The sequence below is a fragment of the Dialister succinatiphilus genome, assembly GCF_928721695.1.
Taxonomy (GTDB): Bacteria; Bacillota; Negativicutes; order Veillonellales; family Dialisteraceae; genus Dialister; species Dialister succinatiphilus.
In genome coordinates this window covers 506,799-530,084 of record NZ_OV788641.1, presented here as the reverse complement: position 1 = coordinate 530,084, position 23,286 = coordinate 506,799, and the positions used below count along the sequence as shown (strand labels likewise).

Here is a 23,286-nt window from a genome sequence, read left to right as displayed (position 1 = left end):
ATATTGTGTCACATATGACACAGACAGCCAATCCCGTAACGCTCCTTGCGTCCCCTTTAGGGGAAGAGGGCCACAAAGTGGCGAAGGGGTGGACGGTGGTAATCCTGATTATGATACTCGATGTGGACGTGACCGCCGAAGGCGGCATTATAAAACTCATCGCCCGTAAGGGCGATACCACAACCCTCGGCCCGAAGGGCCGTCAAACTTAAGAACCCTCCGGCCGTCAGGCCGGTCCATCTTAAGAACCCTTTTCCACAACCCTTCTACACAACCCGCCGCCGGCAGGCGGCCACAACCTTCGGGGCGAAGCCCCGTCAACCCTCACACCGAAGGTGTGTCCAAAGGCGAAGCCGCCATGTTCTTCCCCGTCTCTTTTCACCTTGTGGTATAATATAAGCGACTATATGCCTGCTTCTGTCTCTCTGGCGGAGAGCAGGGCGGTGAAGTGATTTATATATAGGAGCGTATTATATGAAGAATTCCGATATACGGCGCGAGAGACCGCCCAGGAAATCGTCCATTCTGAAGAGGATTTTCGTATTTCTTGTGGTTATCGTGATGATTGCCGGCGCTGGAGCGGCGGCGGGCTTTTTCGTGTCTGTTTCCAAGCATCTGCCCGATGTGACGGCCAATATCCAGCCCAATGCATCATCCCGCATTTACGATGATAAAGGACGGCTCATTACCACGGTGCATGCTGAGGAAAACCGCATTCCTGTGCCTATTACCGAGGTTCCCCAGAACCTGCAGAATGCCTTTGTGGCAGCGGAAGACGTGAGATTCTATGAACACCACGGCATCGATCCCCGGGGCATCCTCCGCGCCGTCTGGAACAACGTGCTCAGCCGCAACGCCACAGGACAGGGCGGCTCCACCATTACCCAGCAGCTGGCCAGAAATGCCTTCCTTACCCAGGAGCAGACACTGAAAAGAAAACTGTTGGAAGTGGTACTGGCACTCCAGATTGAAAACAAGTACACCAAGAAACAGATTCTGGAAATGTACATGAACCAGATTTACTTCGGCCAGGGCTGCTACGGCATCCAGACCGCATCCCGCGTCTATTTCGGAAAAGACGTGAAAGACCTGACACTGCCTCAGTGCGCTATGCTGGCCGGACTTCCCAACAGCCCGAACTACTACTCTCCCTTCCGGAGTCTGGAAGCGGCCAAGTACCGCCAGGGCATCGTACTGGACCAGATGGCCAAGTATGGCTATATTTCCGAAGCCGATGCCCAGGCTGCCAAGAAAGCAGACCTGCACCTGGCTAAGCCCCAGGCTGCCAAAGGCACAAACAGCACCGCTTCCTATTTCATCAGCTACGTGATTCAGACCATCAGCGACAAGTACGATTCTGATGCTATTTACAAAGAAGGACTCCAGGTGTACACCACACTGGACCTGGATATGCAGAAGGAAGCCGAAAAGGTGCTGAAAGCAGACCTTCCTGCCGGAAATAAGGATGCCAAGGGACTCACCCAGCCCCAGGGCGCCCTCATGACCATTGAAACCGGCACAGGCCACATCAAAGCCATGGTAGGCGGCCGGGGCGAAGACCACTTCAACCGCGCCACCCAGATGGTCCGTCAGCCGGGATCTGCATTCAAACCTTTCGTATACCTCACAGCCTTTGAAAATAAATTCAGCCCCTATGATACCGTAAGCAACGAAAAGAAGACCTACGGCGGCGGATGGACCCCGAAGAACTACGGCGGCACCTCCGGCGGATCAGTGACACTGGAAGAAGCCCTGGTTCACTCCATGAACATTCCTACCATTGACCTGGCCAACAAAGTGGGCATGAAGAAAATTCTTGACACTACAGAAGCCTGCGGTATTTCCACCCTGGTGAAGGACGGAAAGAGAAACGATGACAACCTGGCAGCCTCCATCGGCGGCCTCACCAATGGCGTTTCCGTATACGACATGGCCAAGGCCTACAGCGTCTTTGCCAACGGCGGCAAACTCATCGAACCCACGGCCATCATGAAAGTGGTAGATAGAAATGGCAATGTACTGGAAGACCATTCCGGAAAACCGGAAGGGAAACAGGTGGTCAGTGAAAATGCAGTTTACCGTTTGACCAGCATTCTGGAAGAAGTGGTCTCCCGGGGCACCGGCGGCAACGCCTACATCGGCCGCACCGCAGCCGGCAAGACCGGTACCACCGATGACGAACACGACGCATGGTTCGTAGGCTATACCCCTGAACTGGTGACAGCCGTATGGATTGGTGACGATACCTCCAGTAACGCAGGCTACACCGGCGGCACCGTTCCGGCAGCCATCTGGAGAGACTTCATGAAACAGGCCCTCTCTGCCTACAAGACCAAGAGCTTTGATATCCCTGAATCGGTGAGAGCCGAAAACGAAAGGGCAAGAGCAGCCCAGGCGGCCAAGGCGGCAGAAACCAAGAAGAAGGACGAGGACAAGAAGAAAGACGATAAGTCCGTGAAAGACAATAAAAACGCCGGAAACAAACTCCTTGACCGGATTACCGGGAAAGGCGGCGCCAAACCTTCTGAGGGCGACGGTACCAAGACCAACTGATAAAAAAGACTGTGAAGAAATGATCTGCATTTTTTCACAGTCTTTTTTCGTGGGGAAAACGGGACGGGAAGGTGGTGGCGGCTCCGCCTTTGGACACGCCTTCGGTGTGAGGGTTGACGGGGCTGCGCCCCGAGGGTTGTGGCCGCCTGTCGGCGGCGGGTTGTGCAGGGAAAGGTTCTTAAGATGGACCGGCCAGGGGCCGGAGGGTTCTTAAGTTTGACGGCCTTTCAGGCCGAGGGTTGTGGTATCGCCCTTATGGGCGATGAACATAAAGTCAGCGTTACGGGATTTACTTTCAGTGCCATATGGCATGATAAGCATTCTGCTGAATTATCTGCCTTTGGCAGATACACCCCCTATCCGGCTGCGCCGGACTTCCCCCGCAAGCGGGGGGCAGAATAAAGCTCTGAAAAGCAGTCCTTTCATAAGCAGCTCACAGCATAACGGAGCTTTATAGTCCCCTGTGGAGGTCCTGCATAGGACCTCCAAGTGGGGCGAAGTAAGGCGCCTAGCCTGCCCATTAAGGCGCTTTCCTTTTGCCGCCCCACCGAACTGCGGGGGTGGCAAGGGAACTGGATTCATAGGGGAGCTGTAGGCGACCCGCGAATCCAGTGACATGCTTCCCACCGGGAAAGGTGGTGGCGTCAGCCACCAAAGGGGGGATGCATTTCCTCGCCCGCAGGGCGGTTGTAAAGGCTTTATCATAAGAGGGCGCCTTCTATAAATTTAGAGGCGCCACCACAACCCTCGCGCCGGAGGCGCGTCAACCCTAAGAACCCTCGGGGCGATAGCCCCGTCAAACTTTAGAACCCTCAAGCCCCATAGGGCGCCGAAGGCGCCTGAACCCTCAAGCCCCAAAGCATCTCCATAGAATCCGCACGTAAAAGGCCTTCACCGGATGGCAGCCGGTGAAGGCCTTTGTATTTTTGGAGTTTGGGAATGGTGTAATCATGGACCCATAGAAAATGAGCCTATGAAGAGGTATGGGGAGAATCCCTGCAGAAAGGGGAAAGGAGGAAACTTTCCATTTCCTGCGGCTGTCATACCGTCAGCCGGGTACGGGAGAAAGACAGGGCGCATGCTGAATTTGTCACTTCTGTCGAAACACTGACCTGTGCGGGGTGAAGGAATGAATGCATTCCTGTGCAATGGCTAATCTCCATCTGCCCTTTTCTCCTGTCAGCCCTTACGAAAGGCTTGGCCGAAAAAGAGGAAAGAGGAAGATGCCTCTTCCTTACCTTCAGCAAAAATGATTCCGCTTTGAAACCCTGTAACAGTCAAACGATTTCAAAAGCGGCAGATTCGCGGACCCTTCCAGCCGCTGCCCCTCCAGCCTGCCTGTGGCAGAGTGGCTGAGGAATCCGGATCTCACAATCGAAATACTTCGGAGGATAGACCTCAAAAGGTTCTCATTTCTCCCCTTCCCCAAAGGATCGTACGTTTCATCTGCCGGGAAACCTGCCGGAAATCAAAGGGCCGGGCCAGCGGGAAAAAAGAAAAAGGAACCGGCGGTACAGCATGGAAACCATACTTATCACCTTAACCTGTCTCTATTATACATCATTTAGGATTTTATTAAAGGCGATTGTTATCTTTTAAAGGAGGAAATGGTAAAAAATGCCGCTGCTGCCGGCAAAAAGGGCTTATTGAATTTTTCTTTAAGCACTTCATGAGAAAGAGAGGGTCTCTCGCCGAAGGGGGCAGGGAGCCCGCCGCCATAGGCTGAAGCCTATGGGGAAAACCTTTCCCGAAAGGCCTGGAGATTCCTCTTGTCTCCAGGGCAGTATATGGCAAAGAGGATGGAGTCAAAATAAAAGCGATACCTTTCCTCCACCAGTACCCTGTAAAAATCAGAGGCCACCTGGTCCGGCGGATTGAGAAATACGCCGCAGCCCCAGGCGCCCAGGGTCAGAGTCCGGATACCCTTTGCCACTGCCAGGGCCAGGATGCGTCGTATGCGCTGTATCCGCCGGCGGCCGATTTCCTTTTTATCCATTTTTCCTGCCGGTCCCCGAAGGTCTATGGCCGGCGCCGTGATGACAGCGGTTTGGCGGGGCGGCCCGAAAAGAGTACCGTCGGCGCTTCGGAAGATTTCTACGAAAGGAGAAAAGACCATGCCGTAAGAGCCGTACATACTCTGGCGCCGCCGGTTCTCTTCATAATAGGGAAGTCCCTTTTTCCCTGAAAGGGATGCATAGAGGGTACTCTCCCGGCAGAGGGCTTCCTCCTGGGAAGAGGCGCCGTAAAGATATCCGCCGCCGGGGGTAAAGGCATTGGCAAAATTCAATACCCCCTCTGCCCCGTAGGCCAGGGTATCTCCTTCGACCACCGAAATTCTTCCTTCCCCCAGGGGAGCGGAAAGGGAAGAGACCATCTCTTCCAGCGCCTTCAGCCCGTAGATTTCCGCCTCCTCCAGTCTGGAAAGGGGAGAGGCAAAATGAAAGACCTCTCCCCCTGCTTCATAAAATCCCTGGTTTATGATTTTTTCATTTTCTCTGGCCATCGCCATATAGCGCATTCTTGTATCCATCTGTTCCTCCGTGAACACGCTCCCGGGGGCCTGTCTGTCGTCCCATGGCAGGCCGCAGCCTTTCCGCAGGGGCCCTATTCGATCCAGTCCTTATATTTCTCCAAGAGTTTCTGACAGGCAATGTCTGAAGCCTGGAAGGCTTCTTCAAAGGAGGCCCCTTTATAGGGATTGGCAATGCCGCCGTCATAACCGGCTGCCGCGGACAGGAGGGAAATCTTATTGTCCACATCGCCGCCCATGGTATTGAAAAGCCGGGGATCCTGGGGATTATCCATGAGGAAAATGTAGTTGAACTGGTCATAGGTACTCCATTCCAGGGGCAGGGCTTTCTTATTGGTGGCAGGGATGCCGTGGGCTGCCAGTACATCCTTCCCTTCCTGGCAGAGAGGGGAGCCTTCCTTTTCCAGGCAGGCGGAGGAAACGTAGATTTTCTCCGACAGGCCCGCTTTTTTCACCAAATGTTTCATAATGAATTCCGCCATCGGCGGCTCGCCGCTTCCGGTGTGAGACAGGAACAGAAGTTTAATCATGGAAAGGCTCCTTTCACTGATGAAATCCAAAGATATTCTGTCTTATTATATAACATTCCTGTAAAAGAAAGGTAAAGGAAGGGGGAATCAGGCCATCAGACAGTGAGACGCTGCAAAGGGGCTGGAAGGCAGGAAAGGCATATGAGAAGCGGGGTGCAGGGCCCTGAGATTTCCTCTTTCCATGAGAACTTTCCTCCTTTAAAGGGATTATATAGACAGAGAGAACTGAAAGGGCCCGGAAGGGGCGCCCGCCTCCCTGCCTGTTACGTGCACACACCTTATCAAGGGACAGGCCATGGAGGCAGGAAGAACTTCCTCATATGAATCAGAACTCTCTGACGCGTCGAAAACAATCTATAAAACTCCTGAAGATGACCTGCCAGACATCCTGGTGGCAAATGGCTATACCAGTTCTTCCTTGACGACACAGATATTCCGCTTAGGCGGCTGCTCCTGGCCGATTCATCGAAGCTGAACGCCTGAGCCCTACCGCGCATCAGCATGGGATGAATCAGGGGTTTTTTGCGTGGCACAAAGGAAGGCAGAAAATCATATACTTGACACCGGGGAGATTTCCGGACCTTCCATTTAGAAGGCGGCAAAGCAGCGACGCTGTGAGTTTTTGGCCTTCCGTTTTCCTGAAAAAAAGAAAGCAGTGAAAGAAGCATCGGTAAGGACCGGTGCTTTTTTCACTGCTTCGATTTCATCCATCAAGCCGGGAAAGGTCGGCTTTGGCTTCTTCATAGCCTGCTTCCACTGCTTTTTTGTACAGCTCTTCGGCTTTGGCTGTATCCTTCGGGCAGCCCAGCCCCTTTTCATAGAGCCGTCCCAGCCTTGTCATGGCAGGGGCGCCGATGATGTCTGTGCGCTCTGCGGCCCGCTGGTAGAGGGTAAAGGCTTTGTCATAGCTTTGGGGACGGCCTTCTCCTTTTTCATAGAGCTCGCCTAAGAGCCAGGTGGCGGTGATATCGCCTTTGTCTGCCGATTTTTTATACCAGTTGGCGGCTTTTTTGAAATCCCGGGGCACCCCTTTTCCATTGGCATAGAGAAGTCCGATCCAGCGGCCTGCCTTCATGTGGCCCAGTCTGTCTGCTTCCCGGAAAAAGGCCAGGGCCTTGGCGTCATTTCTGCAGGCGCCCTGATAGAAGCCGATGCCCATGTCCAGATAGGTTCCGGCAAGGGAGCGCTTTTCCTCCTGGCTGAGCCCTCTGGTTGAGGCAAAGGCAGGGGCGGACAATGATGACATCCGGTCCGAAGGCGCCAAACCCTCATGTCGGCAGGACATGTCCATAGGGAGCATGACTACCGGTTGTAATAGATTATGATAGATTTTTTGTCTCAGTGGAATTGTACTATTAGTGACAGGTGTATCATATTGTGAGATTGATATTTATAAATATATCGGGGGGGGTAAAGAAGCATGGATATAGAAATGGTGGATCTGCTGCGGAAGATGGTGGATGAAGCGCCCTTTGGCATGTACGTGCTGGATGGGGAGCGGAAAATCATATTCTGGAGTCAGGGAGCGGAACATATTACCGGCTACAGCAGGGAAGAAATGGTAGGAAAGCACTGTTTCAACGGCGGCCTGGATCATATCGACAGCACGGGCCTTCATTTATGCCATGATTTCTGCCCCATGATGGCTACCATTTTTGACGGCCAGTCCCGGGAGCAGCCGGTTTTCCTGAAGAATAAGGCAGGGAAGCGGGTGCCCGTTCTGGTGCATACAGAGCCTCTTTTCAGAGGGGATAAAGCTCTGGGGGCTATCGAATATTTCCGGGTCCTTCCGGAAAGTGAATATCCTATACCAAAGGAACGGTGATTGATTTTGTCAGGGATAGATGTAACAGGTACGCTGCTTTCGCAGCTGGATAGGAACCTGCCCGGCGGGATTCTCATTTACCGCGACGATGGGGAGCAGACAATTTTATATGCCAATCCCTGGCTGATTCGTGTTTTCGGCTGTTCTTCCTATGAGGATTTCATGAAGACCACCGGCGGCTCTTTCATGCATCTGGTGCATCCGGAGGACCGGAGCCGGGTGGATAAGGATATCCGGGATCAGATTTCCGGCAGTCCGGAAAAGCTGGATTTCGTCAATTACCGTATTGTCCGAAAGGATGGTTCTATCAGGCGGGTGGAGGAGTTCGGCCACCGGGTGTTTGTGCCCGGTGTGGGACCTGTGTTTTATGTGTTCTTCCTGGACAATGATACCAAGTACAAGATTTATGATATTGACGCCCTCACCGGTCTTCCCGGAAAGACCCGGTTCCTGCAGCATGCGTCCATGACCATGGCCATGGCGTCTCTGGATCCGAAGTCGCCGAAGCTGGCATTTATTTATATAAATATCCACAATTTCAGTTTCTACAATCTTCGGAACGGCAGCGAGAAGGGAAATCAGTTTCTCCTTAAAATGGCGGCGGTATTGCAGAAAAATTTCCCCAATAATCTCATTTCCCGCTTTGCCGATGACCATTTCGTCATTCTGGCGTCCCTGCCTTCCGTGGAGGCCCTGATTCCCTCCATTACCGAGCAGATTCATGCTCTCTATGATGCCAGCCGTCTGGATGTGAAGTTTGGCATTTACCAGGTAGATGATTTTCACGTGCCTGTGGAAAGTGCCTGTGGCATGGCCCAGATGGCCTGCGACAGCATCAAGGAGCTGCCGGATCAGTACGTCTGCTTCTATACGGTAGATATGAGCCGCCGGAAAGCCCTTCGGAGCTATGTGATCGACCACTTCAGGGAAGCACTGGAAAAGCGGTGGATAGAGGTTTATCTGCAGCCAGTCATCCGCACCGTGTCCGGTACCCTGGCCAGTGTGGAAGCCCTGTCCCGATGGAAGGATCCCGAGCGGGGCATGATTTCGCCCGGCATTTATGTGCCTCTTCTGGAAGAGAGCCGGCAGGTGAAGAAGCTGGATCTCTATGTGCTGGAGGAAATCTGCCGCTGCTACCGCGCCCAGACGGATGGAGGCAAAGCGGTCATTCCCACTTCCTTTAATCTGTCCCGGGTGGATTTTTTCCAGGGCTCTATTTTTGATGAGGTGGAGGACATACGGAAACGGTACCAGGTGCCCCGGAATATGCTCTATGTGGAAGTGACGGAAAGCGCCTTTGTCCGTGAAGGGGACGTGATCCGGAAGGAAATCGAGCGGTTCCGCAGCGCCGGCTATGAAGTGTGGATGGATGATTTCGGCAGCGGCTACTCTTCCCTGAATACCCTCAAAGATTACAACTTCGATGAAATCAAAATCGACATGGCCTTCCTTTCCAGCAGCAGTGAAAAGTCCCGGAATATTATCAAGGCTATTATCCGCATGGCCAAGGAAATCGGCATCCATACCCTGGTGGAAGGGGTGGAAACGGAGGACCAGGTGCGCTTTATCCGTTCCATCGGCTGCGAGCTCATCCAGGGCTACTATTACGGAAAGCCCATGACTCTGGATGAACTGAAGGAGACACAGAAGAAGAAGGGCTGGATAGTGGAGACACCGGACCTTCGCCAGTATTACGGGTCTCTGAAAGGCGTAGATTTCCTCACCGATAAGTCCATGGCCGTGGTGGAATATACGGGGACAACCCTTCATTACCTTTTCGCCAATCCGGAGTTTATGAAATCCCTCCGCTCTGCCGGCGTGGAAAGCCTTGAGAAATCGGAGGATTCCATCAATGATTCCGCCGGTCCCATTGGCAAGAACATCAGAAGTTTCATAGAAAGCCTGGCGCAGTCAGCCGCTGACAGAACCATGACCTATACGGAAAACGGGCAGTACATGAAACTGGAAGTGCGTCATCTGGCGCAGGAGGGAAACACCCATCTGGGACTGGCCTTCCTCACGAACATTACCATTAATGAAAAGGAAAACGAGGCAGTGTCCCTGGACTGGGTGATGCGGAATATTTTCTATCTCTACCAGGCTGTGGGCCTGGTAGATCCGGAGGGAAATGCTGTCATTCCGCTGGTGAACAATACGCCTTACCAGACACATTTCCACCGGCGCCATGCGGGATTGGCGGAAATGGCCAAACAGTATGCTTCCGTCATGGTGCATCCCGACGACCGGCAGCGGTTCCTGGAATTCTGTAACCTGTCGAATATCCGGCAGCGCATCCACGAAGACTCCTACGGCACCGTGGTAGGCTGCTTCCGCACCCTGGGCAATGACCGTCAGTATCACTGGAATGTTCATTCCATCCTTCCGGTGCAGCGGAAAGGGAAAACCTATCTCCTCTATACCGTGAGGAATTCTCCGCTGGATGAAAAGAGCTTCAGAAAACCGCTGCTGAAGATCCTGAACCGCCTGCCCTTTGAAAAATAAAAAAACGTAGAGAAATCCATAGTCCGCGCAGGAGACAGTACTCTCCTGCGCCATTTTGATGGTTAAAAGAGAGAAGCCCCATCTCATTCCTCTAGTGACAAAACGCCGCCCCACCTTCGTCATTTCGACCGGAGTGAAGCGGAGTGGAGAAATCTCCCATTCTTATGGTACATGAAGCATTGAGGCAGGAGATCTCTCGGCTCAGCGTTTCATGAGTGCCAGGGTCTTTACCATCCATATCGACATGCAGCTCCGCTCGAGATGACGTTGGCAGCGGGCACCCCTATCGTCATTTCGACCGAAGCGAAGCGAAGTGGAGAAATCTCCCCCTCTAATGGTACGGGTGGCATTACGGCGGGAGATCTCTCGACTCAGCGTTTCATGCGTGCCAGGGTCTTTACCATCCATATCGGCGCGCAGCCCCGCTCGAGATGACGTTGGCAGCGGGCACCCCTATCGTCATTTCGACCGTAGCGTAGCGAAGTGGAGAAATCTCACTCCACCAATGACAAAACGCCGTTCCGCCCTCCGTCATTTCGACCAATGAAGACATACAAAAAAGCTGTGAAGAAATGGTTTACATTTTTCACAGCTTTTTTGCGCGGGCTCCCGATGACTTCTTCGGGATTTTATTCCTTTTTATCCATCCATTCCCTGCAGAGTTCCAGCATAGGTTCCCGGAATTCTTTGCTGCTCATGAAGGACAGTTTACAGGCGTAGAGAAAGATCTTGAAATCGGTATTGGGCACAGCCATAATGGTGTGCACGTACCAGCGGTAGGTGCCGTCTTCGTCCAGGGTGCGGAAGATGCCGGCGGCAGTGCCATAGGGATCGTTCTCCAGAAGCTGGTAGAGGTGATGAAATTCCGTGAAGCGGCGGTAGCGGGGAAGGTCGTCCGGGTGAATCTGGGATTCCGCCGCTTTGCGCAGGGCTTCAAGGCCCTTTGTCTTTTTGGAAAGATACTGCCGGAAGGGGGTATTGGCGATGATGGGGGTGGCCGTATCGTCCTTCAGGTTCAGCACCGTAATGCTCTGGTACAGGTAGTACAGGCTGCGCAGCATATCATCCAGCCGGTGGGCTTCTTCTGCTTCCCGGCTGATGGAAATATGGGTCAGGTGGACCTGGAAGAGGTGACGGTCTTTGCCGGCCAGAGTGGAAAGGTGGTGCCCTGTGAGATGCATGTAGCGGTTCTTTTTCGGATAGGTGATGGTCTGGTCCTGTCCGGTGCGGAGGATATTCAGGAAGAAGGCGTGAATGTTCCTGCCCAGGGAAGAGGAGGGGCTGTTCAGCTCTTTCTCCGAATGGCGGGGCGTGCTGGTGCCGCCGGAAGCCAGGGCCTGGCGGAATTTATGGTTTGCAAAGAGGTAGGTCAGTTTCCCTTCATTCAGCTCTACCAGGGCCATGGACTCATCGGTGAGGAAATCGATGGAACCCAGGGGGTTGTAGTAATTTTTAAGGGCCCGGTCCTCCGGAATCCATCCTTTTTCCTGCATGCAGTTTTCCAGTTCCGCAAGAGGCATGGGTCTGCCGTAGTACCATCCCTGGATTTTCTCGCAGCCTATGGAGCGGATAAACTGGAGCTGCTCTTCCGTTTCCACCCCTTCCACCAGGGTGTGGATGCCGATGTCCTTGGCCATGCGTACCGTGGATTTGATAATGTCCTTTGCTTTTTCCGTAAAGCTGGAGAGGAAGGCCATGTCGATCTTGATTTCATCGAAATGGTAATCCTTCAGCACGTTCAGGGAAGAATAGCCGCTGCCGAAGTCGTCCATCCACATTTCATAGCCGGCGTCCCGGAATTTGTCGATCTGGGTGCTGATGCTGACGCCGTCCTTGATGAAGACGCTTTCCGTGATTTCCACATGAATCATATGGTGGGGCACCCGGTACTTCCTGACGATGGCGTCCACTTCTTCAAAAATAGAGCCGCTGTAGAAATCGACGCGGGACAGGTTGAAGGAAATAGGAATCACCGGCAGTCCCTGGCTCACTCTGGCGCGGTAAGTTTTGCAGATTTCTTCCAGCACATAGAGGTCCAGCTTCTGAATCTGGCGGCTTTCCTCCAGGGCAGGAATGAAATCGGCCGGCGAAAGGAGTCCGTATACCGGATCCACCCACCGGGACAGGGCTTCGGCGCTGGCAAGGGTGCCGGAAATGGAGCGGATCACCGGCTGCAGGTAGATTTTGATGTATTTCTTATCCAGGGCTTCCTGCAGATGGTCCATGACATAGCTCCTGATAAAAGCCTTTTCACCGATGGTTTCCGTATAGGTCTGGCAGTGGATATCATAACGGTTCCTGATGCTGTCGGCGGCGGCCTTGGCCAGGTCGCAGGCGGTCTCCGGCTTCGTGCAGGCATCATCGATATAGTAGAGGCCGAATTTCACTGCCAGATCCACGTCCTCCCGAAGACTCATGATTTCCCGAAAGGCCCGGTCAATGCGTTCATGCACCGAGGTTTCCTCTGTGAGAATGGCGAAATGATCGTCGGAAAAACGGGAAATGAGGGCCTGGGGGAAGGCGGTTTTCAGGATGAGCGCTGCTTTTTTCAGAAATTCATTGTCCCGGCGGCTGCTGTAAAGAAGATTGAACATCCGGAAATTGCGGATATTCATGTACAGCATCACCGGCCTGCCGGCAGAAGAAGGCGAAAAGGCCAGGCGCAGGGCTGCCTCCTTAAGGAACCGGGTCTGTCCCGGTAGTCCCGTAATGCCGTCAATGTCATGAAGCACATACTTGGCGTCGCTGTCCAGAAAGAATACGTAAAATACAGGTCCCACACCGGGTACATGGACTAGGTGGCCGAACTCCTCCACCGTCTTTTCCGTGCCCTCCTTTGTGAGGATGCGGTAGTTGACGTAATCAAATACATTGGTTCCGGAAGAAATCTGGCGCTCTATATCCTTCTCCACCTTCTCCGCATCCTGGGGATGGACCAGGCTTCTGAAAGATCCGCCGGTGACAGCCATGAAATCGTCCATATCATGGCAGCCGAACATATGAATCAGCCAGGAATTGGCATAGAGAATCTCTTCCTTTTCATCATCCCGGTACACAAGAACACCGCCGGGCATACCATCCATGACGTGCTCCAAAATGGTTGTATAAGTCAATGACTCCTGGGTCATAAAAGCTCCTTCATGAATAAAAATTCATCTGTTAAAATATCTGTAATAAAAGATTGTTATGGATTAAGGTACATTTATTTTTTATAACACTTTTTATAACACTCGAATAGGATAGGATTAAATTCACAAGCCTTATTATAAATGGTCCGGTATATAAAAGCTATAGAGGGAACTAAAAGACCTCTACAAAAATTTTACATCGCCTGTCCATGAAGGAAGGGGGACAGGAAATAGGAACTATAGATTTGCAGAATGATGAATTTATATACTTTTGATGAACATAGGGCTAGAAGTTTCGCTTCCCTTCTCTCCGAAAGGGGCAGCGGGACGGGGCTTTTTGGCTTTCTTTTTTCTTGACGGCCCTGATAGAAAAGCGTAAAATCAAATTTGTTTTATTTGATTGACTCTATAAGAAAGCAGAGAGGTAAGGCATGGGAATTCTGGATGTTTTAATGGATGTGGTGAAGCAGCCGGCGCTGATTGTGGGGCTGTTTTCTTTTATCGGCCTCATGGCCCTTCGGAAGCCTTTTCACAAAGTACTGACAGGAACCCTTCGGCCGGTTCTGGGTTATATCATGATGATGGCCGGGGCCAATATCATTGTGGCAAACCTGGAGCCTCTGGGGCAGATGATTCATGAAGGCTTCCATATCACCGGTGTAGTGCCCAGCAATGAAGCCATCGTAGCTTCCGCTTCCCGCCTCCTTGGCACGGAAACCATGTTTATCCTGGTGGCAGGGCTCATGATGAACCTGGTCATTGCTCGGCTTACGAAATTCAAATATGTGTTCCTCACGGTGCACCACAGCTTCTTCATGGCCTGCCTTCTGTCGGCGGTACTGGGTACCATCGGCCTTTCCGGCATGGAGCTGGTGCTGGCAGGAGGCTTCCTTCTGGGGGCCTGGAGCTCCATTTCACCGGCCATTGGCCAAAAATATACAAACCGCGTCACCCATGGAGACCACATCGCCCTGGGCCACTTCGGCAGTCTGGCTTACTACATTTCTGCCTGGGTAGGTTCTAAGGCCGGCAAGGCGGAGGATAATATCGAATCCATGGAAATCCCGGAAAAGTGGGCCTTCCTGAAGGATACCAACGTGTCCACCGCCCTCACCATGATTGTGTTCTTCCTGCTGGCTGCCTTTGCTGCCGGCCCGGACTATGTATCCACCATTTCCCACGGCATGTCCCCGGTCATCTTCGCCATCATGGCGGGCCTTGAATTTGCCGTAGGCGTGGCAGTGGTGAGCAGCGGCATCAACATGATGCTGGGCGACCTCATCCCTGCTTTCAAAGGGGTATCGGAAAAAGTCATCCCCAATGCGGTGCCGGCAGTGGACTGCGTGGCTTTCTTCAACTATGCTCCTACGGCGGTGGTGCTGGGCTTTGTGTCCTCCTTCATCGGCGGCGTACTGGGCATGCTCATCCTGGGCTTTGCCGGCGGCGTTCTCATCGTTCCCGGTCTGGTAGCCCATTTCTTCTGCGGCGCTGCAGCCGGCATCTTCGGAAATGCCACCGGCGGCCGCCGGGGCGCCGCACTGGGGGCCTTCACCAACGGCCTCCTCATCACCTTTGCCGCCGCCCTTCTCATTCCTGTGTTTGAAGGACTGGGCTTCAAAAACACTACCTTCGGCGATTTCGACTTCAACGTGGTAGGCATGGCCCTGTCCATGGCCTACCGTTTCCTGGGCACCTTCGGCATTTACGCCCTCATGGCCCTGGTGCTGGTGGTCCTGGTGGCACCGAATTTCATGAAGACAAAGAACCGGGTTATTAACCAGGAGGAAGATAAGTAAGGGAAGGCAGTGTCATTTGAGGCAGGTGGTTGTATTCCCGAAGGTTGACACGCCCTTACGGGCGTGAGGGTTGATGGCGCCGCCGGGCCTTTGGCCCTGGGCGCCAAGGGTTCTGTCCGGGACCGGCTGACGCCTCCCGGACGGGTTGAGGGCTCCCGCCCTCGGGAGGTATGAAGTACTGTGGAGGTCCTGCATAGGACCTCCAAGTCAGCCAAAGTAGGCCCTTAGCCTGCCCATTAAAGGGCTTACCTATTGGTTGGCTGACCGTGCCCACTGGGGAGGTACGGCGCCTTCGGCGCCATTTTTTATGCCGCCTTTGGCGGCGAAAACCAGACAACCGGGCTTTCGCCCGTTGGAAAACCATACAACCGCCCTACGGGCGAGGAAATGCATTCCCCCTTTGGTGGCTGGCGCCACCACCTTGCCCGGTGGGAAGCATGTCACTGGATTCGCGGGTCGCCTACAGCTCCCCTATGAATCCAGTTCCTTTGCCACCCCCTCTGCGAGGTGGCACAATAACCCGTGCTTACTGTAGAGCCGCTTACGAAGCGAGGCTTCGAGGTGTTTTATTCTGCCCCCTGAATAGGGGGAAGTCCGGCGAAGCCGGATAGGGGGAGGCGAGCGCAGCGAGCCAATCCGCAGAATGCTTATCATACCATGTGACACAGAAAGCCAATCCCGTAACGCTGACTTTATACTCATCGCCCGTAAGGGCGATACCACAACCCTCGGCCTGAAAGGCCGTCAAACTTAAGAACCCTCCGGCCCTCAGGCCGGTCAATCCTAAGAACCTTCACGCCCGAAGGGCAATCCGCCACCCTTTGAATCCTCTGAACCTTCTGAACCTTCTGAACCCTCGCGCCAAAGGCGCGTCTTTTTTAAAATCCCCTTGACTTATGGCTTTATGATAAGTAAAATATAAAAATACTGACAAGCGTGGATGAAGACGTTTCGCATGGATTGATTCCAAAGAGAGCTTCCGTCTGGTGAAAGGGAGCGTTCAGCCTGCGGGAGGATCACTTCGGAGCTTCAGGGAAGAAAAGCCCTGACGGGACATCGTTAACTGTACCAAGTGGCCGGAAGGTCATGAGGGTGGTACCACGGGAAATGAATTCTCGCCCCTTGCGGGCGGGAATTTTTTATTTTGGAAATTTCTGATTTCCATAGGAGGAATTGAAATGGATTACAGCAAGACTTTACATCTGCCGCAGACGGATTTCCCCATGCGCGGCAATCTGCCGAAGAAGGAACCGGGCTTTGTGGATTTCTGGCAGGAACATGACCTCTATCATGCCAGACAGGAAAAGAGAAGAAAGGACGGCGCACCGACCTTTGTTCTTCATGATGGACCTCCTTATGCCAATGGCAAGATTCATATCGGCCATGCACTGAACAAGACACTGAAGGATATCATTGTCCGCTACAAACATATGGCCGGCTATGAAGCTAATTATATCCCCGGCTGGGATACCCACGGACTTCCTATCGAATATGCGGTACTGAAGGATTCCGGCGAAGACCGGGCCAACATGACTCCTCTGGAACTTCGCAGAAAATGCCTGGCCTATGCCAAGAAATGGATTGCCATCCAGAAGGCCGATTTCATCCGTATGGGCGTGGTGGGCGATTTTGCCAATCCCTATGTCACCTTTGATCCCCATCTGGAAGCCAAGGAACTGGAAGTTTTTGGCGAAATGGCCAACAAGGGCTACATTTACAAAGGCAAGAAGGCTGTATACTGGTGCCCCCACTGCGAAACCGCTCTGGCAGAAGCAGAAATCGAATATAAAGACAGAAAGTCTCCTTCCATTTATGTCAAATTCCCGGCAGTGGACCTGAAGGGCCTTGCTCCTGAAGGGGTGCCGAAGGACAAGCTCTTTGCCGTCATCTGGACCACCACTCCCTGGACCATTCCTGCCAATGAAGCCATCTGCGTGAACCCGAAGTTCACCTATGTATGGGTACATAACAAGGCAGCCGATGAATACTACCTCATGAACAAGGAACTGGCACCGAAGGCACTGGAAGAATGCAAGGTAGAAGATTATGAATTTGTGGGCCGTGAAATGACCGGCGCTGAATGGGAACTGGCCACCTTCCATCATCCCCTGCTGGACCGTCTGGCTTATGTGCTGGAAGGCAACCATGTCACTCTGGATGCCGGCACCGGCTGCGTTCATACCGCTCCGGGACATGGCGTGGACGACTTTGAAGTGTGCCAGGACTACAGAAATAAGGGCAAGCTGGATCTGCCCATCATCTGCCCGGTGGATGAAAAGGGCCATATGACCGCGGAAGCCGGTCTGGGCCTGGAAGGCAAGACCATCTGGGAAGCAGAAGGCCCTGTCATTTCCGCTCTCGCTCATGCAGGCATGCTGCTGGGCAAGAAATCCATTCACCATCAGTATGCACACTGCTGGCGCTGCAAGAACCCCATTATCTACAGAGCTACGGAACAGTGGTTTGCATCCATCAATGATTTCAGGGACAAAGCACTGAAAGCCGTAGATGATACCCGTTTCATTCCTTCCTGGGGCCATGACCGTCTGTACAACATGATTCGCGACCGTCAGGACTGGTGCATTTCCCGTCAGCGTTCCTGGGGCGTGCCGATTCCTGCCTTCTACTGCGATGACTGCGGCAAATGGGTGATCACACCGGAAACCATGAAGAAAGTGGAAGAAATCGTGGAAAAAGAAGGCACCGATGCATGGTGGGCCCACAGCGCAGAAGAACTGCTGCCGGAAGGTTTCAAATGCCCCCACTGCGGTGGCACCCATTTCCACAAGGAAAAGGACATTATGGACGTATGGTTTGACTCCGGCTCCACCTGGAACGGTGTCCTCCGCTATCCCCACAAGGAATGGGAAGGCGTGAAATATCCCTGCGACCTTTATCTGGAAGGCTCCGACCAGCACCGCGGCTGGTTCCATTCCTCCCTCCTCTGCTCCGTTGCCGTCAACGGCTATGCCCCCTACAAGGCAGTCCTCACCCATGGCTTCACCATGGACGGAGAAGGCCGCAAGATGAGTAAATCCGTAGGCAACGTAGTGGCTCCCCAGGATGTGATCAACAAGTATGGCGCCGACGTGATGCGCCTCTGGATTTCCTCCGTGGACTATCAGGGCGATGTACGTCTCTCCGACAAGATCATCAAAGCCATGAGCGACGTATACCGGAAAATCAGAAATACCTTCCGCTACCTCCTGGGCAACCTCTATGACTTCGATCCGAAGAAAGACAGCGTAGCCTATGAAGATATGGAAGAACTGGACCGCTGGGCACTGCTCCGCCTGGAACAGGTGAAGGAAACGGTTCTCAAAGCCTATGACGACTACCAGTTCCATGTGATGTACCATGCAGTCCACAACTTCTGCACCGTCGACCTGTCCTCCATTTACCTGGATATTCTGAAGGACCGCCTCTACACCGAAAAGGCGGACGGCAAACTGAGAAGAAGCGCCCAGACCGCCATGTATGAAATCCTTACCACCCTGGTACGCCTGGTGGCACCGGTTCTCTGCTTCACCTCCGAAGAAGTATGGCAGGCTCTCCCGAATAGGGAAGAAAGAGAATGGTCCGTCCATATGGCAGACATGCCGAAAGCCAATGAGAAATATCTGGATGAAGCACTGGACGAAAAGTGGAAGAAACGGCTGGCTGTCAGAAGCGTAGTCACCAAGGCTCTGGAAGAAGCCAGACAGGCCAAGACCATCGGCCATCCGCTGGACGCTGAAGTCACCGTCTACGCCGACGGCGATGAATTCCAGGTGCTGAAGGACATGGAAAAAGAACTGGCCGACTTCTGCCTCGTATCCCAGGCAAAGATTGAAGAAGGCACCGAAAAAGCACCGGAAGGCGCATCTTCCAATGAAGAAGGCACCGTGAAGTGCTCCGTAGCCGTATGCACCCTGGAAAAATGCGAACGCTGCTGGAAACGGACCCCCGATGTGGGAAGCGATGCCGCTCATCCCCATGTCTGCGCCCGCTGCGCCCATGTACTCCAGGAAATGGGAGAATAATAGAATCCGCTTGACCTGAAAAAGGCAGCAAAAAAGACTGTGAAACATGTAAATCATTTTTCACAGTCTTTTTTCTATCCTGCGGGGACACAACCCTTCTACACAACCCGCGGCGCCAGCCGCCCCCCCTTTTTAAAAATTGCGGCGTCAGCCGCCACCACAACCCTCGGGCCAAAGGCCCGTCAAACTTAAGAACCCTCCGGCCTTAGGGCCGGTCAATCTTAAGAACCTTCCCTTTTGAGCCCTGTGAACCCTCATACCAAAGGTGTGTCCAATGGTGCCCGCCAGCATCGTCATCTCGAGCGGGGGGATGTGCCGGTATGGGGGGTAGATGCAAACCGCTCCGATGATACTCTGAGCCTGAAGATCTCCTGCCGTAATGCCGCCCGTACCATCAGAGGGGGGGAGATTTCTCCACTCCACTCCGCTCCGCTTCGGTCGAAATGACGGAGGGCGCGGGCTGGCTTTTTTGTAATCTGCGCCCGAAGGGCGCCACCACCCTCAGCGGCGAAGCTGCTGTCGCCCCCCTGAGCGAAGCGATGCACAACCCGTCGCCGACAGGCGACCATAACCCTCGGCCCGAAGGGCCGTCAACCTTAACCCTCTGAACCTTTTGAACCTTCACACCGAAGGTGTGTCCAAGGGTAAGAAACAAAAATGACACAGGCCGCCGATTGGCGGTCAGGATAGCGATGGGGTGTCAAATCGGCGCTCTGCCTTGTACACCCTTTGCCTCTTCGAGGCATTCCCCTCAAGGGGAAACGAGAAAATAGGTGGCACTGGATATTGTGTCACATATGACACAGACAGCCAATCCCGTAACGTTCTTGCGTCCCCTTTAGGGGAAGAGGGCCACGAAGTGGCGAAGGGTGTGCAAGCGAACTGGATTCATAGGGGAGCCCCGCAACCCGCGAATCCAGTGAGACGCCATCCAGCGAAGTCGGTATGTACGAGGGTAAGAATGATTATGATACTCGATGTGGACGTGACCGCCGAAGGCGGCATTACAAAACTCATCGCCCAAGAGGGCGATACCACAACCCTCGGGGCCAAAGGCCCCGTCAAACTTAAGAACCCTCCGGCCGCCAGGCCGGTCAATCTTAAGAACCTTTCCCTCTGCCCCCTGAGCGAAGCGATGCACAGCGAACATGATTTGAAGGAGCACTAGCGACGCACAAATCATAGTGAGTCGTTTCCCCTGTGGGGACATAACCCGCCGCCGACAGGCGGCCACAACCCTCGGGCCGGAGGCCCGTCAACCCTCACACCGAAGGTGTGTCCACATGCTGTCCAGAAGAATGTACACATTTTCCGTATCGTATTCCACCTGCTCGGACCATCGGGTGACAGAGCGGATGAGGTTTCCTGTTCTGGCATATTCCAGAAGGATGAAAGTCACGCTTTCGCTGCTGTAGCAGGCGGCATCTTCTATGTCGTAGGCCTCGCATTCATCCAGCTGGCGGTAGAAAATGTACCGGTACAGATTGGTAAGGAAATGGGGCGGCAGGCTTTCTGCGAGGCGTTCTGCTTTCCGGCTGAGTTCTTCTTCATGGTCTTCCATGAAGGACAGGGATTCTGTCCACTCCCGGTCAATGGGATTTGTTTTCTCCAAAAGCTGCAGCACCTGGTGCACCTGGTCTTTCTGGAAAGAAGGATGGAAATGAAGAAGGAAGCGGGGCAGGGAGAGGGAGAGTCGGCTCAGCAGGTCTTCAAAGGAAAGAAGTCCTTTTTCTCCCTTCACCGCAAAAACCATTTCTCCCTCTTCCGCCAGAAGCTGTTCCACCGTTTCTTCGCAGGCCAGCCCTGTGCCGGCAAGGGTCACGTCTTCCTCCCTTTGGCTGTCATAGGTAAACTTGTAGAACCGGGGATGGTCCCGGCAGATCTGGCAGAGACTGGAAGGTCCCATTTCCAGAATGAGCCGGCAGAGCCCTTTTTCATTCAGAAAATGGCAGTATCCCTGATCGTTCAGCCGGAAGCAGGCGCTGCCTTCGTCGCCGGTGGTCATCCATGCACGGAGTTCATCGCCCAAAGGACCGGGGGTATGTCTGTATTTGCGGGCAGTGTCTTCATCAATATCGATTTCCCATTTCTGGCAGCAGGTGTGGCGGCATTTGTCTGCCTTACAGGCAAAGGAGGGAAAGAAGGTAGGGAAAATGGTAATCATGGCAGGGCTCCTTGGGAATTCAATGGGTTTCCTGTCCGGCGCGGCACCAGTGCGGTTCACAGCGGCAGGAAACTGTTTGCGGAAAGTTTCCCACTCAGCGCGGCACCAGTGCGGTTCATGGCGGCGGGAAACTGTTTGCGGAAGTTTCCTACTCGCCGTGGCAGCAGTGCGGTTCACAGCGGCAGGAAACTGATTTCGACAAAAATCCCCGCCCATGGCAGGGCGGGGAAGGGGGATGGTTATTTGACTTCCTGGATAATGGGAAGAATCATGGGGCGCCGTTTGGTGCGGTCGTAGAAATATTTGCCCAGGGTATCGCGGATCTGGGTCTTGATGGCATTCCATTCGGTCACATTGCCGGCTTCGCAACGGTCCAGTACGGACTCGGTGCGGTCCCGGGCTTCCGTGAGCAGGGCTTCGCTGTCCCGTACATAGACGAAACCGCGGGAAACGATATCCGGGCCTGCCAGGACTTGGTTGCTTCCTTTTTCCAGTGCAATGACTACGATGACTACGCCGTCCTGGGCCAGCTGCTGGCGGTCGCGGATGACGATATTTCCTACATCCCCTACGCCCAGGCCGTCAACGAATACAGGGCCTGCCTGTACTTTGCCGTTGATCTTGGCGCTGCGGTTGGTGAATTCGAAAACAGAGCCGTTTTCGCCGATGAGGATGTTCTGCTTCTTGACACCCAGGCTTTCAGCTAGTTCCGCATGGCTGCAGAGCATGCGGTATTCGCCGTGCACAGGGATGAAGAATTTCGGGTGTACCAGGGAAAGCATGGTTTTCAGATCTTCCTGGGAGCCGTGGCCCGATACGTGGACCCTGGTGGTGGCACTGGTCACCACATGGGCACCCAGTTTCATCAGGCTGTCGATGGTGCGTCCCACGCTTGTTTCATTGCCGGGAATCGGGGAAGCGGAGATAATGACCGTATCGCCGGCATGGATGGTGACCTGCCGGTGGCTGCCGTCAGCCATGCGGGACAGCCCTGCCATAGGTTCGCCCTGGCTGCCGGTGGTGAGAATGCAGAGACGGTCATCCCGGTACCGGTTGATTTCTTCCGGCTCGATGAAGGTGCCTTCCGGCGCCGTGAGATAGCCCATTTCCAGGGCGATATTCACTACATTCACCATGGAGCGGCCGAAGACGCAGACTTTGCGCTTGTAATGGACGGCGGCATCCACAGCCATCTGGATACGGGATACATTGGATGCGAAGGTGGCCAGAATGATACGGCCCCTTGCTTCGCCGTAGGCTTCCATGAGAGAACGGGTGACCACGGCTTCCGACGGTGTGTAGCCGGGGTTCTGGGCATTGGTGGAGTCGGCGCAGAGCACCAGCACGCCCCGATGGCCCAGCTCGGCCAGCTTGTACATATCGGTCTGTTCGCCGTCTACCGGGGAGTGATCGAACTTGAAGTCGCCGGTGTGGACGATGGTACCGATGGGGGTGCGCAGGTAAATGCCGCAGGAATCAGGAATGGAATGGCAGACATGGAAGAATCCGAATTTAAATGAACCGGCTTTGAATTCATCTCCTGATTTGACTACGTGTAAATCATAATTGGAAATATGGGCTTCCTTCAGCTTGCCTTCAATGAGGCCGCAGGTGAGGCGGGTCGCATAGACCGGCGCCGATACATCCCTTAAAAGATAAGACAGAGAGCCGATGTGATCTTCGTGACCATGGGTAATCAGAATGGCTTTGATCTTATCCTTGTTTTCGATTAAATAACTGAAATCGGGAATGACAATATCAATTCCCAGCATATCTTCTTCCGGAAAGGCCATGCCTGCATCAATTACGATAATTTCGTCGCCGTAACGGAAGACAGTCATGTTCTTTCCGATTTCCCCCAGACCTCCCAGGGGAATAATCTGTAATCTAGCTTTTGCCAAGATTCAAATCCTCCTATTCAATTGTTTGGTGCCTATGTTTTTGAAATAAGCAGAAAAATAATGGTAAATATTATGTATGTAAAAAATAAAAAAAGCCGTTCCATAGTCGCTTCTCATATTATAGCACAAGGGGGAAGAGGGAGTGGGAAATATTTTATGGAGAGGCGAAGCCCTGTGGCAAAGATCATCGGGCCTTTGGGTCCAAGGATTCAATGGCCTGATAACAGAACGCTCTTATCAGAAACAGGGGGGGGCATCCAATGCTTACAAGGCATAGGAGAACATTGCCTATAACTATTGGATATTCGAATCTTTCTATATTAGAATATGGGCAG

13 protein-coding genes are annotated in these 23,286 nt (G+C 53.4%); 7 read left to right on the top strand and 6 right to left on the bottom strand.

What is annotated here, in order from left to right; all coding sequences use genetic code 11:
* Positions 1-5: 5 nt before the first annotated feature.
* On the top strand, positions 6-212 hold the full coding sequence (locus NW747_RS02390; RefSeq protein ID WP_273187857.1) for a hypothetical protein: 207 nt from the start codon (positions 6-8) through the stop codon (positions 210-212).
* Positions 213-474: 262 nt separating this feature from the next.
* Positions 475-2,553, top strand: a complete 2,079-nt coding sequence (locus NW747_RS02385; RefSeq protein WP_273187856.1) for a transglycosylase domain-containing protein — start codon at positions 475-477, stop codon at positions 2,551-2,553.
* Positions 2,554-4,282: 1,729 nt separating this feature from the next.
* Here the strand turns inward: NW747_RS02385 and NW747_RS02380 are convergent.
* The 3 genes from NW747_RS02380 to NW747_RS02370 all read right to left on the bottom strand — a co-directional run bounded on the left by NW747_RS02380 (position 4,283) and on the right by NW747_RS02370 (position 6,859).
* Complete coding sequence (locus NW747_RS02380) at positions 4,283-5,083, bottom strand: TIGR02452 family protein (protein ID WP_273187855.1); 801 nt, start codon at positions 5,081-5,083, stop codon at positions 4,283-4,285.
* 74 nt (positions 5,084-5,157) lie between these two features.
* Positions 5,158-5,613, bottom strand: a complete 456-nt coding sequence (locus NW747_RS02375; RefSeq protein ID WP_273187854.1) for an arsenate reductase/protein-tyrosine-phosphatase family protein — start codon at positions 5,611-5,613, stop codon at positions 5,158-5,160.
* A 703-nt stretch (positions 5,614-6,316) separates the two neighbouring features.
* Positions 6,317-6,859, bottom strand: a complete 543-nt coding sequence (locus NW747_RS02370) for a tetratricopeptide repeat protein (RefSeq protein WP_273187853.1) — start codon at positions 6,857-6,859, stop codon at positions 6,317-6,319.
* A 174-nt stretch (positions 6,860-7,033) separates the two neighbouring features.
* Here NW747_RS02370 and NW747_RS02365 point away from each other — a divergent pair, with 174 nt between their 5' ends.
* Both NW747_RS02365 and NW747_RS02360 read left to right on the top strand, forming a co-directional pair.
* Positions 7,034-7,438, top strand: coding sequence for a PAS domain S-box protein (locus NW747_RS02365; RefSeq protein ID WP_273187852.1), 405 nt, complete (start codon positions 7,034-7,036; stop codon positions 7,436-7,438).
* A gap of 6 nt (positions 7,439-7,444) precedes the next feature.
* Positions 7,445-9,940, top strand: coding sequence for an EAL domain-containing protein (locus tag NW747_RS02360; protein WP_273187851.1), 2,496 nt, complete (start codon positions 7,445-7,447; stop codon positions 9,938-9,940).
* Between the two features lie 629 nt (positions 9,941-10,569).
* Here NW747_RS02360 and NW747_RS02355 read toward each other — a convergent pair.
* Entirely contained in the window at positions 10,570-13,068 is a 2,499-nt protein-coding gene (locus tag NW747_RS02355; protein ID WP_273187850.1) for an EAL domain-containing protein, read from the bottom strand.
* 431 nt (positions 13,069-13,499) lie between these two features.
* Between NW747_RS02355 and NW747_RS02350 the strand changes: the two genes are divergently transcribed.
* The 3 genes from NW747_RS02350 to NW747_RS02340 all read left to right on the top strand — a co-directional run bounded on the left by NW747_RS02350 (position 13,500) and on the right by NW747_RS02340 (position 20,054).
* The gene (locus NW747_RS02350) at positions 13,500-14,864 is read left to right on the top strand and encodes a PTS ascorbate transporter subunit IIC (RefSeq protein ID WP_273187849.1); all 1,365 of its coding nucleotides are present in this window, start codon (positions 13,500-13,502) and stop codon (positions 14,862-14,864) included.
* A 1,178-nt stretch (positions 14,865-16,042) separates the two neighbouring features.
* Positions 16,043-18,886: an isoleucine--tRNA ligase gene (ileS, locus tag NW747_RS02345; RefSeq protein WP_273187848.1), complete on the top strand. Its 2,844-nt coding sequence runs from the start codon at positions 16,043-16,045 to the stop codon at positions 18,884-18,886.
* A 961-nt stretch (positions 18,887-19,847) separates the two neighbouring features.
* Positions 19,848-20,054: a hypothetical protein gene (locus NW747_RS02340; RefSeq protein WP_273187847.1), complete on the top strand. Its 207-nt coding sequence runs from the start codon at positions 19,848-19,850 to the stop codon at positions 20,052-20,054.
* Between the two features lie 87 nt (positions 20,055-20,141).
* On the opposite strand, the gene fliB is transcribed toward NW747_RS02340, so the two are convergent.
* Both fliB and NW747_RS02330 read right to left on the bottom strand, forming a co-directional pair.
* The gene (gene fliB, locus NW747_RS02335; protein ID WP_273187846.1) at positions 20,142-21,050 is read right to left on the bottom strand and encodes a flagellin lysine-N-methylase; all 909 of its coding nucleotides are present in this window, start codon (positions 21,048-21,050) and stop codon (positions 20,142-20,144) included.
* A gap of 239 nt (positions 21,051-21,289) precedes the next feature.
* A complete protein-coding gene (locus NW747_RS02330) occupies positions 21,290-22,954 on the bottom strand; it encodes a ribonuclease J (RefSeq protein ID WP_273188269.1) in 1,665 nt (554 codons plus the stop codon).
* Between the last annotated feature and the right edge of the window lie 332 nt (positions 22,955-23,286).